This window comes from Pseudomonas sp. D2002 (assembly GCF_013385735.1).
In the GTDB taxonomy this organism is placed as follows: Bacteria; Pseudomonadota; Gammaproteobacteria; order Pseudomonadales; family Pseudomonadaceae; genus Aquipseudomonas.
The window spans coordinates 45,473-58,720 of record NZ_JACAPL010000010.1 but is presented as its reverse complement, the minus strand read 5'-3'; the positions used below and the strand labels follow the sequence as shown (position 1 = coordinate 58,720).

Genomic DNA, 13,248 nt, shown 5'->3' with positions numbered 1-13,248 from the left:
GTGCGGGCGGCCCCGAATGTCGGTGGCCCCCGCAGGCTCTTCAAAGATTGTTCAAGACGGCTTGCCGACTGACCTGCGGATTTGAGTGACAAACCCATGCCAAAACGTACAGACATAAAAAGCATCCTGATTCTCGGCGCTGGCCCGATCGTGATCGGCCAGGCCTGCGAATTCGACTACTCCGGCGCCCAGGCCTGTAAAGCCCTGCGCGAGGAGGGTTACCGCGTCATCCTGGTGAACTCCAACCCGGCCACCATCATGACCGACCCGGACATGGCCGACGCCACCTACATCGAACCGATCAAGTGGCAGACCGTTGCCAAGATCATCGAGAAGGAGCGTCCGGACGCACTGCTGCCGACCATGGGTGGCCAGACTGCACTGAACTGCGCCCTGGACCTGGAGCGCGAAGGCGTTCTGGAAAAGTTCGGCGTAGAGATGATTGGCGCCAACGCCGACACCATCGACAAGGCTGAGGACCGTTCGCGTTTCGACAAGGCCATGAAGTCCATCGGCCTTGACTGCCCGCGTTCCGGTATCGCCCACAGCATGGAAGAGGCCAATGCGGTCCTCGAGAAGCTGGGCTTCCCGTGCATCATTCGTCCGTCCTTCACCATGGGCGGCACCGGTGGCGGTATCGCTTACAACCGTGAAGAGTTCGAAGAAATCTGCGCTCGCGGTCTGGACCTGTCGCCGACCAAGGAACTGCTGATCGACGAATCCCTGATCGGCTGGAAAGAGTACGAGATGGAGGTTGTCCGCGACAAAAAGGACAACTGCATCATCGTCTGCTCGATCGAAAACTTCGACCCGATGGGCGTGCACACCGGTGACTCGATCACCGTTGCTCCGGCTCAGACCCTGACGGACAAGGAATACCAGATCATGCGTAACGCCTCGTTGGCGGTACTGCGTGAGATCGGCGTTGAAACCGGCGGTTCCAACGTTCAGTTCGGTATTTGCCCGGACACCGGCCGCATGGTCGTGATCGAGATGAACCCGCGTGTATCGCGCTCTTCGGCGCTGGCATCGAAAGCTACCGGCTTCCCGATTGCGCGCATCGCTGCCAAGCTGGCGATCGGTTACACCCTGGATGAGTTGCAAAACGAAATCACTGGCGGCGCTACGCCGGCGTCCTTCGAGCCGTCGATCGACTACGTCGTGACCAAGCTGCCACGTTTTGCCTTCGAGAAATTTGCCAAGGCTGACGCGCGCCTGACCACTCAGATGAAGTCCGTGGGTGAAGTCATGGCCATCGGCCGGACCTTCCAGGAGTCCTTGCAGAAAGCCCTGCGTGGCCTGGAAGTGGGTGTTTGCGGCCTGGACGAGAAGCTCGACCTGAGCAACCCGGAAAGCATGAGCGTGCTCAAGCGCGAACTGACTGTGCCGGGCGCTGAGCGTATCTGGTACGTCGCTGACGCCTTCCGCGCGGGCATGACCGTCGAAGACATCTTCGGCATGAACATGATCGACCCGTGGTTCCTGGTACAGATCGAAGATCTGATCAAGGAAGAAGAGAAGGTCAAGACCCTCGGTCTGTCCTCTATCGACCGCGACCTGATGTTCCGCCTCAAGCGCAAAGGTTTCTCCGACCAGCGTCTGGCCAAGCTGCTGGGTGTGACCGAGAAAAACCTGCGCACGCATCGCCACAAGCTGGAAATCTTCCCGGTCTACAAGCGCGTTGACACCTGCGCGGCCGAGTTCGCCACCGACACCGCCTACCTGTACTCCACTTACGAGGAAGAGTGCGAAGCCGCGCCGTCGGGCCGCGACAAGATCATTATCCTGGGTGGCGGTCCAAACCGCATCGGCCAGGGCATCGAGTTCGACTACTGCTGCGTACACGCCGCTCTCGCCCTGCGCGAAGACGGGTACGAGACCATCATGGTCAACTGCAACCCCGAAACCGTTTCCACTGACTACGACACTTCCGACCGCCTGTACTTCGAGCCGGTAACCCTGGAAGACGTGCTGGAGATCTGTCGCGTCGAGAAGCCAAAAGGCGTGATCGTCCAGTACGGCGGCCAAACCCCGCTGAAACTGGCTCGCGCTCTGGAAGCTGCCGGCGTACCGATCATCGGCACCAGCCCTGACGCCATCGACCGCGCCGAAGACCGTGAGCGCTTCCAGCAAATGGTTGAGCGCCTGAACTTGCGTCAGCCGCCAAACGCTACCGTGCGCAGCGAAGACGAAGCCATCCGCGCAGCCAGCAAGATCGGTTACCCGCTGGTGGTGCGTCCGTCCTACGTACTGGGCGGCCGTGCGATGGAAATCGTTTACGAAGAAGAAGAGCTCAAGCGTTACCTGCGCGATGCGGTGAAAGTGTCCAATGACAGCCCGGTGCTGCTGGACCACTTCCTCAACTGCGCCATCGAAATGGACGTGGATGCTGTCTGCGACGGCACCGACGTGGTGATCGGCGCAATCATGCAGCACATCGAGCAGGCCGGCGTGCACTCCGGTGACTCCGCGTGCTCGCTGCCGCCGTACTCGTTGCCGGCGCACATCCAGGATGAGATGCGCGAACAGGTCAAGAAAATGGCATTGGAGCTGGGCGTTGTCGGCCTGATGAACGTTCAGTTGGCGCTGCAAGGCGAAGACATCTACGTCATTGAAGTCAACCCGCGCGCTTCGCGTACCGTGCCATTTGTTTCCAAGTGCATCGGTGTGTCCCTGGCGATGATCGCTGCCCGCGTGATGGCCGGTAAGACCTTGAAGGAAATCGGCTTCACCAAGGAAATCATTCCAAACTTCTACAGCGTGAAAGAGGCGGTGTTCCCCTTCGCCAAGTTCCCTGGTGTGGACCCGATCCTGGGCCCAGAGATGAAGTCCACCGGTGAAGTGATGGGCGTGGGCGATACCTTCGGTGAGGCGTTCGCCAAGGCTCAGATGGGTGCCAGCGAAGTGTTGCCGACCGGTGGTACTGCGTTTATCAGCGTGCGTGATGATGACAAGCCACTGGTTGCAGGCGTGGCCCGTGATCTGATCAACTTGGGCTTTGAAGTCGTGGCTACCGCCGGGACCGCCAAGCTGATCGAAGCTGCCGGCCTGAAAGTGCGTCGCGTGAACAAGGTGACGGAAGGCCGTCCGCACGTGGTCGACATGATCAAGAATGACGAAGTCACTTTGATCATCAACACCACCGAAGGTCGCCAGTCGATCGCGGACTCCTACTCCATTCGTCGTAATGCCTTGCAGCACAAGATCTACTGCACCACTACCATTGCTGCTGGCGAAGCCATCTGCGAAGCGCTCAAGTTCGGTCCGGAAAAGACCGTGCGTCGCTTGCAGGATCTACACGCAGGATTGAAGGCATGACCAAATACCCAATGACCGTCCAGGGCGCCAAGGCCCTGGAAGAGGAACACGCCCATCTGACCAAGGTCGTCCGTCCGAAGCTGAGCCAGGACATCGGGACGGCCCGCGAGCTGGGCGACTTGAAGGAAAACGCTGAATACCACGCTGCTCGCGAGCAGCAGGGTATGGTTGAGGCGCGTATCCGTGACATCGAAGGCCGTATGCAGAATGCGGTGATCATCGATGTCACGACCATCCCGCATACCGGCAAGGTTATTTTCGGTACTACCGTGGAAATCGCCAACGTCGAGACCGATGAGCGCGTTGTTTACCACATCGTGGGTGAAGACGAAGCCGACTTCAAACTCGGCAAAATCTCCGTCGGTTCGCCACTCGCCCGTGCCTTGATTGCCAAGGAAGAGGGTGACGTGGTGGCTGTGAAAACGCCTGGTGGCGTAATCGAGTACGAGATTGTTGAAGTTCGTCACATCTGAAAGACGGCGCCCGCTTCGTGCGGGCGCCATGCTTTGGCAGCTTGCCCAGATGCTTTGGGTTGGCGGCGTGTGGTTGTTGCACATTGGTATATTGCCGACGCTGGGCCTGATTGGCCTGGCGCCGTTGCTGATCGATGAGATCGACGGATTGCTGAGTGCGTTGCTGGTGGGTTTTGCGGCGGCGTGCGTGACGCTCCAGGTGCTGGTGCTGATCAAGGCCGAAGGCTTGGGGAGTTTGTGGCGGGATATTCGCGGCCAACTGCTGTTGATGGCGCTGTATGCATGCGCAATGTTTTGCGTGGTGCATGTGTGGCTGCCGGAAGCGTTGCGCTGGCAGCTTTTCAGCTATCTTGTGCTAGGGTTCTCCGGCCTGGTGCTGGTGATACAGCCGGCGCCGGGATGGAGTGGCGGGGCGCGCGAAGCACGCCCGTGACCCTTTTTGTTACTTGAAGCGGTGTACGTTCGACAGTTGCTTGTTGACGCTGAAATTCTTGCGATACAGCAGCGCCATCTTGCCGATGACCTGAACCAGGTCCGCTTTGCCGACCTTGCACAGTTCTGCAATGGCGGCCAAACGCGCTTCGCGGTCAAGGATGTTGACCTTGATCTTGATCAGTTCGTGATCGCCCAATGCGCGTTCAAGTTCGGCTAACACACCTTCAGTCAAACCGTTGTCTGCCACAATCAGAACTGGTTTCAGATGGTGGCCAATGGATTTGTACTGTTTCTTCTGCTCTTGAGTGAGCGGCATAATCTGACCCCTGCGTCTGATCTTGTAAAAAGCGGCGGCCAGTTTACCCGAGCGAGTCCGGGACCGCCCAGTTAATCACGACCCGTTTTATTTTTCGAGGTGGCCCGTGGCCCGTTCCAAAACTAGCCTTAAGTGGCTGCAAGAGCATTTCAACGATCCTTACGTCAAAAAGGCGCAGAAGGACGGCTACCGTTCGCGGGCCAGCTACAAGCTGCTGGAGATCCAGGACAAGGACAAATTGATCCGGCCGGGCATGAGCGTTATTGACCTTGGCGCGGCCCCCGGTGGCTGGTCCCAAGTGACCAGTCGTCTGATTGGTGGGCAGGGTCGCTTGATCGCTTCCGACATCCTGGAAATGGACAGCATCCCCGATGTGACCTTTGTTCATGGCGACTTTACCCAGGACGCCGTGCTCGCACAGATTCTTGAAGCTGTGGGAAATTCGCAGGTAGACCTTGTGATTTCCGACATGGCCCCCAATATGAGTGGATTACCGGCTGTCGATATGCCGCGCGCAATGTTCCTGTGTGAACTGGCGCTGGATTTGGCAGGTCGGGTGTTGCGTCCTGGGGGTGATTTTCTGGTGAAAGTCTTCCAGGGCGAAGGTTTTGACGAGTACCACAAGAACATCCGCAAGTTGTTCGACAAGGTGCAAACACGCAAGCCTGACTCTTCCCGGGACAGGTCTCGCGAGCAATACCTGCTGTGCCGTGGCTTCCGCGGTGTTGAAGGGGCAGCGAGCGAAGAGCGTTTTTGAGGAATTTGAGGGGGGCGATAGGTTTTTTTATATCGCTTTCGACACGAAGCTTTACGAATATTGTGTAGTCAAAGTTTCACAAAGGGTTACAGACGGCGCCTGCCAGAGTTGTAGGTAATGTAGTAAGTTAGGCCGGTGAATATCATGCGAAGCGCGCGCCAGTAGCGGAGCTTGCTTCAGAGGGTAGTTAATTGAACGATATGGCAAAGAATCTGATCCTGTGGTTGATCATCGCGGCAGTCCTGGTGACGGTGATGAACAACTTCTCCAGCCCTAACGAGCCGCAGACCCTCAACTATTCCGACTTCATCCAGCAAGTTAAGGATGGCAAGGTCGAGCGCGTAGCGGTTGATGGCTACGTGATTACCGGCAAGCGCAACGATGGCGACAGCTTCAAGACCATCCGTCCGGCAATCCAGGACAACGGTCTGATCGGCGACCTGGTAGATAACCACGTTGTCGTTGAGGGCAAGCAGCCTGAGCAGCAGAGCATCTGGACTCAACTCCTGGTGGCCAGCTTCCCGATCCTGGTGATTATCGCCGTGTTCATGTTCTTCATGCGCCAGATGCAAGGTGGTGCGGGAGGCAAGGGCGGGCCGATGAGTTTCGGCAAGAGCAAGGCACGCCTGCTCTCCGAAGATCAGGTGAAGACCACCCTGGCTGACGTCGCGGGTTGCGACGAAGCCAAGGAAGAAGTTGGCGAGTTGGTCGAGTTCCTGCGGGATCCGGGCAAGTTCCAGCGCTTGGGCGGCCGCATTCCTCGTGGCGTACTGATGGTCGGTCCTCCGGGTACCGGTAAAACCTTGCTGGCCAAGGCTATTGCCGGCGAAGCCAAAGTGCCTTTCTTCACCATTTCCGGTTCTGACTTCGTCGAGATGTTCGTCGGTGTCGGTGCCAGCCGTGTTCGAGATATGTTTGAGCAGGCCAAGAAACACGCGCCTTGCATCATCTTCATCGACGAAATCGATGCCGTTGGTCGCCATCGTGGTGCCGGCATGGGCGGTGGTCACGATGAGCGTGAGCAGACCCTCAACCAATTGCTGGTGGAGATGGACGGCTTCGAAATGAATGACGGCATCATCGTCATCGCCGCCACCAACCGTCCGGACGTATTGGACCCTGCGCTGCTGCGTCCAGGCCGTTTCGACCGCCAGGTTGTGGTTGGCCTGCCGGACATCCGTGGCCGTGAGCAGATTTTGAAAGTGCACATGCGCAAAGTGCCGATGGGTGACGACGTGGCTCCGGCCGTGATTGCCCGTGGTACGCCGGGCTTCTCCGGTGCGGACCTTGCCAACCTGGTGAACGAGGCTTCGTTGTTCGCAGCCCGTACCGGCAAGCGCATCGTAGAAATGAAAGAGTTCGAACTGGCGAAAGACAAAATCATGATGGGCGCTGAGCGCAAATCGATGGTGATGTCCGAGAAAGAGAAGCAGAACACCGCTTATCACGAAGCCGGTCACGCCATTGTCGGTCGCGTCGTGCCTGAGCACGACCCGGTCTACAAAGTGTCGATCATTCCTCGTGGTAGAGCATTGGGTGTCACCATGTTCCTGCCGGAGGAGGATCGCTACAGCCTCTCCAAGCGTGCGCTGATCAGCCAGATCTGCTCGCTGTACGGTGGTCGAATTGCCGAAGAAATGACCCTGGGCTTTGACGGTGTCACCACTGGTGCTTCCAACGACATCATGCGTGCCAGCCAGATTGCGCGGAACATGGTGACCAAGTGGGGCTTGTCGGAAAAACTCGGTCCTTTGATGTATGCCGAGGAAGAAGGTGAAGTGTTCCTGGGTCGTGGCGGTGGCGGTCAAAGCGCGAGCTTCTCCGGCGAGACAGCCAAGCTGATCGACTCCGAAGTGCGCAGCATCATTGACCAGTGCTACGGCACGGCCAAGCAGATCCTGACCGACAACCGCGACAAACTGGACGCCATGGCTGATGCGCTGATGAAGTACGAAACCATTGATGCCGACCAGATCGACGACATCATGGCGGGTCGTACACCGCGTGAGCCTCGCGATTGGGAAGGTGGTTCGGGTACGTCGGGAACTCCGCCGGTAGTACAGAACGAACGCCCTGAAACCCCGATCGGCGGCCCGGCAGCTGACCACTAAGGTTTGAAATGACTTCTGTGTTGTCCTCCATCCGGTTGCCTTGCGGCAACCGGGTTCTTGATTTGGCCCATACGCATGTCATGGGCATTCTTAACGTAACCCCCGATTCTTTCTCCGATGGTGGCCGTTTCAACCAGCTGGATGCCGCACTGCGTCATGCCGAAGCGATGGTTCTGGCTGGCGCCACGTTGATTGATGTGGGTGGCGAGTCGACTCGTCCCGGTGCTCGTGTGGTTTCTCCCCTGGAGGAGCTTGAGCGAGTGGCGCCAATAGTCGAGCTTATTGCTCGCGAGTTGGATGTGATCATCTCGGTTGATACGTCGACCCCGGCAGTGATGCGTGAGACGGCGCGCCTGGGGGCGGGGTTAATCAATGATGTGCGAGCTCTTCGACGCGATGGTGCCCTGGATGCAGCGGCGGCAACCGGTCTTCCTGTGTGCCTGATGCATATGCTCGGAGAGCCCGGGAATATGCAGGACAGCCCACACTACGATGACCTTGTTGGCGAGGTGAGTGGCTTTCTGGCTGAAAGGATCGCTCAATGCGCCACGGTGGGCATTGCGGCCGAAAAGATCATCCTTGATCCCGGGTTTGGCTTCGCCAAGACCCTGCAGCACAATTTGAGTCTGTTCAAGCATATGGAATCCTTGCACGCCCTTGGTCGGCCCCTGTTGGTCGGCGTTTCGCGCAAGAGCATGATAGGTCTGGCCCTGAACCGTCCCGTCGGCGAGCGGCTTTACGGTGGTCTGGCGTTGGCGGCGCTTGCCGTGACCAAGGGTGCGCGTATTTTGCGTGTGCATGACGTCGCCGAGACGGTTGATGTGGTGCGCATGATTGCCGCTGTAGAATCAGCCGAATAAGAATGATGGAGCACTTATGACTAAAAAATATTTTGGCACCGACGGTATTCGTGGTCGGGTCGGCGAGTTTCCGATTACTCCTGATTTCATGCTCAAGCTGGGTTGGGCGGCAGGTATGGCGTTCCGCAGCATGGGCGCGTGCCGCATCCTGGTAGGCAAGGACACCCGAATTTCGGGGTATATGTTTGAGTCCGCACTTGAGGCGGGTTTGTCCGCCGCCGGTGCTGATGTGATGCTGTTGGGGCCAATGCCGACGCCTGCTATCGCCTACCTGACGCGTACCTTTCACGCTGAAGCCGGTATCGTGATCAGCGCCTCGCATAACCCTCATGATGATAACGGCATCAAGTTTTTCTCGGGCCAGGGCACCAAATTGCCGGACGAGATCGAGCTGATGATCGAAGAGCTGCTGGATGCACCGATGACGGTGGTCGAGTCCAGCAAGCTGGGCAAGGTGTCACGCATCAACGACGCGTCTGGCCGGTATATCGAATTCTGCAAGAGCAGCGTGCCTACCAGCACCAATTTCGCCGGGCTGAAGATCGTTGTCGATTGTGCCCACGGTGCAACCTACAAGGTTGCGCCGAGTGTCTTCAAAGAGCTGGGCGCGGACGTAACGGTGCTGTCGGCTCAGCCGAATGGTTTGAACATCAACGAAAATTGCGGCTCCACCCATATGGAGCAGCTGCAGGCTGCGGTCCTGGCTGAGCATGCCGACCTGGGTATCGCCTTTGACGGCGACGGTGACCGTGTGCTGATGGTGGATCACACCGGTACGGTGGTTGACGGTGATGACCTGTTATTCATTATTGCCCGCGACCTGCACGAGCGTAACAAGCTGCAAGGCGGTGTCGTCGGTACGCTGATGAGCAACCTTGGGCTTGAGCTGGCCCTCGCTGAGCTGGGGATCCCGTTTGTTCGTGCCAATGTCGGTGACCGTTATGTGATCGCCGAGTTGCTGGAGCGTAACTGGCAGGTGGGCGGTGAGAACTCCGGGCATGTTGTCTGCTTCCAGCACACCACCACAGGCGATGCCATTATTGCCGCGCTGCAAGTGTTGCTGTCTTTGCGTCGCCGTGAAGAGAGCCTGGCTCAGGCGCGTCAAGCGCTGCGCAAGTGCCCGCAAGTTTTGCTCAATGTGCGTTTTGCGGGCGGCGAAAACCCTATCGAGCACCCTGCTGTCAAAGATGCCTGCGAGCGTGTAACCCTGGCAATGGCGGGGCGCGGGCGAGTGTTGTTGCGCAAGTCCGGCACAGAGCCACTGGTGCGTGTCATGGTCGAAGGTGAAGACGAAGTACAGGTTCGCGGCCATGCCGAAGACCTGGCAAAACTGGTAACTGAAATTTGCGCCTGAATTCGGCTTGCCAGTGATGATGTGGTTGGGTAACATCTGCGCCCACTTTGACCGACGAGGTACAGCATGCGTCGCACTATGGTAGCTGGTAACTGGAAGATGCACGGTACCCGCGCCAGTGTCGCTGAGCTGATCAATGGCCTTCGTCACTTGGCCTTGCCTAGCGGTGTTGATGTTGCGGTTTTCCCGCCTTGCTTGCATATCAACCAAGTGGTTGATGGCTTGAAAGGCAAGTCGATTCAGGTCGGCGCGCAGAATTCTGCGGTGGAGCCCATGCAAGGTGCGTTGACCGGTGAGATTTCACCGAGTCAGCTGGTTGATGCGGGTTGTTCCTATGTGCTTGTCGGGCACTCCGAGCGCCGTCAGATGATGGGCGAGCGTGATGGGACACTCAACCGCAAGTTCGCAGCGGCACAGGCTTGTGGCTTGATTCCGGTGTTGTGCATAGGGGAGACCCTTGAGCAGCGTGAATCAGGCAAGACTCTTGAAGTTGTCTCGCGTCAGCTGGGCAGCATCATCGAGGAGCTGGGTGTCGGTGCATTTGCAAAGGCAGTAATTGCTTACGAGCCGGTCTGGGCCATTGGCACCGGGCTGACTGCTACACCGCAACAGGCGCAGGATGTGCACGCAGCCATCCGCGCTCAGTTGGCGGCAGAGAATTCTGAAGTCGCACAAGGTGTGCGGCTTCTATACGGCGGCAGCGTGAAGGCGGCCAATGCGGTCGAACTGTTCGGCATGCCGGATATCGATGGGGGGCTCATTGGTGGAGCTTCCCTGAATGCAGATGAGTTCGGTGCGATCTGTCGCGCCGCGGGAAACTGAAAAAATGCTGGAAACAGTCGTAGTCGTTTTTCATCTGTTGGCTGCCCTGGGCGTAGTTGCCCTGGTTTTGTTGCAACAGGGTAAAGGTGCGGATGCTGGTGCGTCTTTCGGTGCAGGTGCTTCAAATACTGTGTTCGGAAGCCAAGGTTCCTCTACCTTTCTTAGTAAGTTTACTGCTATACTTGCCGCCGGTTTCTTCATAACCAGCTTAGGGTTAGGTTACTTTGCTAAAGAGAAAGCTCATGTGCTGACTCAAGTAGGTCTCCCAAACCCAGCAGTGTTGGAAGTACCAAAAGCAAAACCGGCTTCTGATGATGTCCCGGTGCTTCAAGAGCAAAAGTCGGCTACTCCAGCGACTGACGTACCTCCAGCTCAAGAGCAGAAGTAAGAAGGGTTGTAAACGCTGTATTGCCGAGGTGGTGGAATTGGTAGACACGCAACCTTGAGGTGGTTGTGCCCATAGGGTGTAGGGGTTCGAGTCCCCTTCTCGGTACCAATTATCAGGAGAGCCCGCTGTTGCGGGCTTTCTTGTAGGTGGAAGGTTACATTGACCCTGTAAGGGATCGGTCGTATACTTCCGCCCCAGCTTTGTCGCGGGGTGGAGCAGTCTGGTAGCTCGTCGGGCTCATAACCCGAAGGTCGTCGGTTCAAATCCGGCCCCCGCAACCAGTTTTAGCGGAGCCCCTTTTAAGGGGCTTTTTGTTAGCTGGACACTTTCAACGCCGCTGTTCGACGGCGTTTCAAGGATGGGCGTTTCGCCCATTTTTTTATTTTGCACAGCATGCACATACATGCACGAGGGGGTTCAGGTGTCGAGCAAGCTAGAAGAGTTGCAGGCCTTGCTGGCCCCGGTGGTCGTGGCCCTAGGCTATGAATGCTGGGGTATTGAGTTTTCGGCTCAAGGTCGCCACTCAATGTTGCGCGTTTATATCGATAAAGAGGGCGGCGTGCTGGTGGACGATTGTGCCATTGTCAGCCGTCAGATCAGCGGTGTCCTGGATGTTGAAGATCCAATTTCCGTTGAATACACCCTCGAAGTTTCCTCGCCTGGCATGGAACGCCCACTGTTCACTATTGATCAGTTTGCAAAATTTGCCGGTGAACAAGTGAAGATCAAGCTGCGTTCTCCCTTTGAAGGGCGACGCAACTTTCAGGGCCTTCTGCGCGGTGTAGAAGAACAGGATGTCGTGGTGCAGGTAGAAGACCATGAGTTCCTGTTGCCGATCGATATGATCGACAAGGCCAACATTATTCCCAGTTTTGACTGAGACGCGGATCCCGCGGATCCAATGGCTTGCGAAAGGCGAGGCGTACGATGAGCAAAGAAGTACTGCTGGTTGTTGAGTCGGTATCCAATGAAAAGGGCGTACCGGCAAACGTGATTTTTGAAGCGCTGGAGCTGGCCCTGGCCACTGCTACCAAAAAGCGTTTTGAAGACGAAGTTGATCTGCGTGTGGAAATCAACCGCCACACCGGTGCCTATGAGACTTTCCGTCGCTGGACGGTCGTCGAAGAAGCCGATCTTGATGATCCGGCCATCGAAACCTGGCCGAGCAAGGTTGCCGAAACGCACCCTGGCGCCAAGGTCGGTGATGTCGTCGAAGAAAAGATCGAGTCGATCGAATTCGGCCGTATTGCTGCACAGACCGCCAAGCAGGTCATTGTGCAGAAGGTTCGCGAAGCCGAGCGCGCTCAAGTCGTTGACGCTTATCGCGAACGCCTGGGTGAAATCATCTCCGGCACCGTGAAAAAAGTAACCCGCGACAACGTGATCGTCGACCTGGGCAACAACGCTGAAGCGTTGCTGGCTCGCGAAGACATCATCTCTCGCGAAACCTTCCGTGTCGGCGTGCGTCTGCGTGCGCTGCTCAAGGAAATCCGCACCGAGAACCGCGGCCCTCAGTTGATCCTGTCGCGTACCGCGCCGGAAATGCTGATCGAACTGTTCCGTATCGAAGTGCCGGAAATCGCCGAAGGCCTGATCGAAGTCATGGCTGCGTCCCGCGACCCGGGTTCGCGCGCCAAGATCGCGGTCCGCTCCAAGGACAAACGCATCGACCCGCAGGGCGCTTGCATTGGTATGCGCGGTTCGCGCGTCCAGGCAGTGTCGGGCGAATTGGGCGGTGAGCGTGTGGACATCGTCCTGTGGGACGATAACCCGGCGCAGTTCGTGATCAACGCCATGTCGCCAGCTGAAGTGGCGGCAATTATCGTTGACGAGGATGCCCATGCAATGGACATCGCCGTTGGCGCAGACAATCTGGCTCAGGCCATTGGTCGTGGTGGTCAGAACGTGCGTCTGGCCAGCCAACTGACCGGCTGGACCCTGAACGTGATGACCGAATCGGACATCCAGGCTAAGCAGCAAGCTGAAACCGGTGACATCCTGCGCAACTTCATCGACGAGCTGGAAGTCGACGAAGACCTGGCACAGGTGCTGGTAGATGAAGGCTTCACCAGCCTGGAAGAGATTGCCTACGTACCGTTGGAAGAAATGCTCAACATCGACGGCTTTGACGAAGACACCGTCAACGAGCTTCGCGCTCGGGCCAAGGATCGTTTGTTGACTAAAGCCATCGCTACTGAGGAAAAGCTGGCAGACGCCCATCCGGCCGAAGACCTGCTCTCGCTTGAGGGTATGGACAAGGATTTGGCGATGGAACTGGCGGTGCGCGGCGTAATTACCCGCGAAGACCTGGCCGAGCAGTCTATTGACGATCTGCTCGACATCGACGGCATTGACGATGATCGTGCCGGCAAGTTGATCATGGCCGCCCGAGCCCATTGGTTCGAGTAACTAGG

12 protein-coding genes and 2 tRNA genes are annotated in these 13,248 nt (G+C 57.5%); 13 read left to right on the top strand and 1 reads right to left on the bottom strand.

Annotated elements, in window-relative coordinates; translation table 11 throughout:
* Positions 1-96 precede the first annotated feature (96 nt).
* From carB to HX783_RS19930, 3 genes are read left to right on the top strand one after another with little or no spacing between them, the layout of a single operon-like run.
* The gene (carB, locus tag HX783_RS19940; protein WP_177017994.1) at positions 97-3,318 is read left to right on the top strand and encodes a carbamoyl-phosphate synthase large subunit; all 3,222 of its coding nucleotides are present in this window, start codon (positions 97-99) and stop codon (positions 3,316-3,318) included.
* On the top strand, positions 3,315-3,791 hold the full coding sequence (greA, locus tag HX783_RS19935) for a transcription elongation factor GreA (RefSeq protein WP_083356716.1): 477 nt from the start codon (positions 3,315-3,317) through the stop codon (positions 3,789-3,791). Before carB ends, greA begins: the two co-directional genes overlap by 4 nt.
* Positions 3,792-3,819: 28 nt before the next feature.
* Positions 3,820-4,224 carry an MFS transporter gene (locus HX783_RS19930; protein ID WP_159959951.1) on the top strand — a complete coding sequence of 135 codons (405 nt, stop codon included), beginning with the start codon at positions 3,820-3,822 and terminating at the stop codon, positions 4,222-4,224.
* 9 nt (positions 4,225-4,233) lie between these two features.
* Here HX783_RS19930 and HX783_RS19925 read toward each other — a convergent pair whose 3' ends face one another.
* Positions 4,234-4,542 carry a YhbY family RNA-binding protein gene (locus HX783_RS19925; RefSeq protein ID WP_017139256.1) on the bottom strand — a complete coding sequence of 103 codons (309 nt, stop codon included), beginning with the start codon at positions 4,540-4,542 and terminating at the stop codon, positions 4,234-4,236.
* A gap of 106 nt (positions 4,543-4,648) precedes the next feature.
* On the opposite strand from HX783_RS19925, the gene rlmE reads away from it, so the two are divergent.
* From rlmE to nusA, 10 genes are all read left to right on the top strand, one after another.
* The gene (gene rlmE, locus HX783_RS19920; RefSeq protein WP_032862906.1) at positions 4,649-5,299 is read left to right on the top strand and encodes a 23S rRNA (uridine(2552)-2'-O)-methyltransferase RlmE; all 651 of its coding nucleotides are present in this window, start codon (positions 4,649-4,651) and stop codon (positions 5,297-5,299) included.
* A 200-nt stretch (positions 5,300-5,499) separates the two neighbouring features.
* Positions 5,500-7,410 carry an ATP-dependent zinc metalloprotease FtsH gene (gene ftsH, locus HX783_RS19915; protein WP_032803717.1) on the top strand — a complete coding sequence of 637 codons (1,911 nt, stop codon included), beginning with the start codon at positions 5,500-5,502 and terminating at the stop codon, positions 7,408-7,410.
* A gap of 8 nt (positions 7,411-7,418) precedes the next feature.
* Positions 7,419-8,270, top strand: a complete 852-nt coding sequence (folP, locus tag HX783_RS19910) for a dihydropteroate synthase (protein WP_177017993.1) — start codon at positions 7,419-7,421, stop codon at positions 8,268-8,270.
* 16 nt (positions 8,271-8,286) lie between these two features.
* Positions 8,287-9,624: a phosphoglucosamine mutase gene (gene glmM, locus HX783_RS19905; RefSeq protein ID WP_159959945.1), complete on the top strand. Its 1,338-nt coding sequence runs from the start codon at positions 8,287-8,289 to the stop codon at positions 9,622-9,624.
* A 66-nt stretch (positions 9,625-9,690) separates the two neighbouring features.
* Entirely contained in the window at positions 9,691-10,446 is a 756-nt protein-coding gene (gene tpiA, locus HX783_RS19900; RefSeq protein WP_003194193.1) for a triose-phosphate isomerase, read from the top strand.
* 4 nt (positions 10,447-10,450) lie between these two features.
* The gene (gene secG, locus HX783_RS19895; RefSeq protein WP_010206600.1) at positions 10,451-10,834 is read left to right on the top strand and encodes a preprotein translocase subunit SecG; all 384 of its coding nucleotides are present in this window, start codon (positions 10,451-10,453) and stop codon (positions 10,832-10,834) included.
* 22 nt (positions 10,835-10,856) lie between these two features.
* Positions 10,857-10,942: transfer RNA gene (locus tag HX783_RS19890), tRNA-Leu, on the top strand.
* Positions 10,943-11,038: 96 nt separating this feature from the next.
* A tRNA-Met gene (locus HX783_RS19885) sits at positions 11,039-11,115 on the top strand.
* A 140-nt stretch (positions 11,116-11,255) separates the two neighbouring features.
* A complete protein-coding gene (rimP, locus tag HX783_RS19880) occupies positions 11,256-11,714 on the top strand; it encodes a ribosome maturation factor RimP (RefSeq protein WP_003235029.1) in 459 nt (152 codons plus the stop codon).
* A 47-nt stretch (positions 11,715-11,761) separates the two neighbouring features.
* Positions 11,762-13,243 carry a transcription termination factor NusA gene (gene nusA, locus HX783_RS19875; protein WP_008057419.1) on the top strand — a complete coding sequence of 494 codons (1,482 nt, stop codon included), beginning with the start codon at positions 11,762-11,764 and terminating at the stop codon, positions 13,241-13,243.
* The last annotated feature ends 5 nt before the right edge of the window (positions 13,244-13,248 follow it).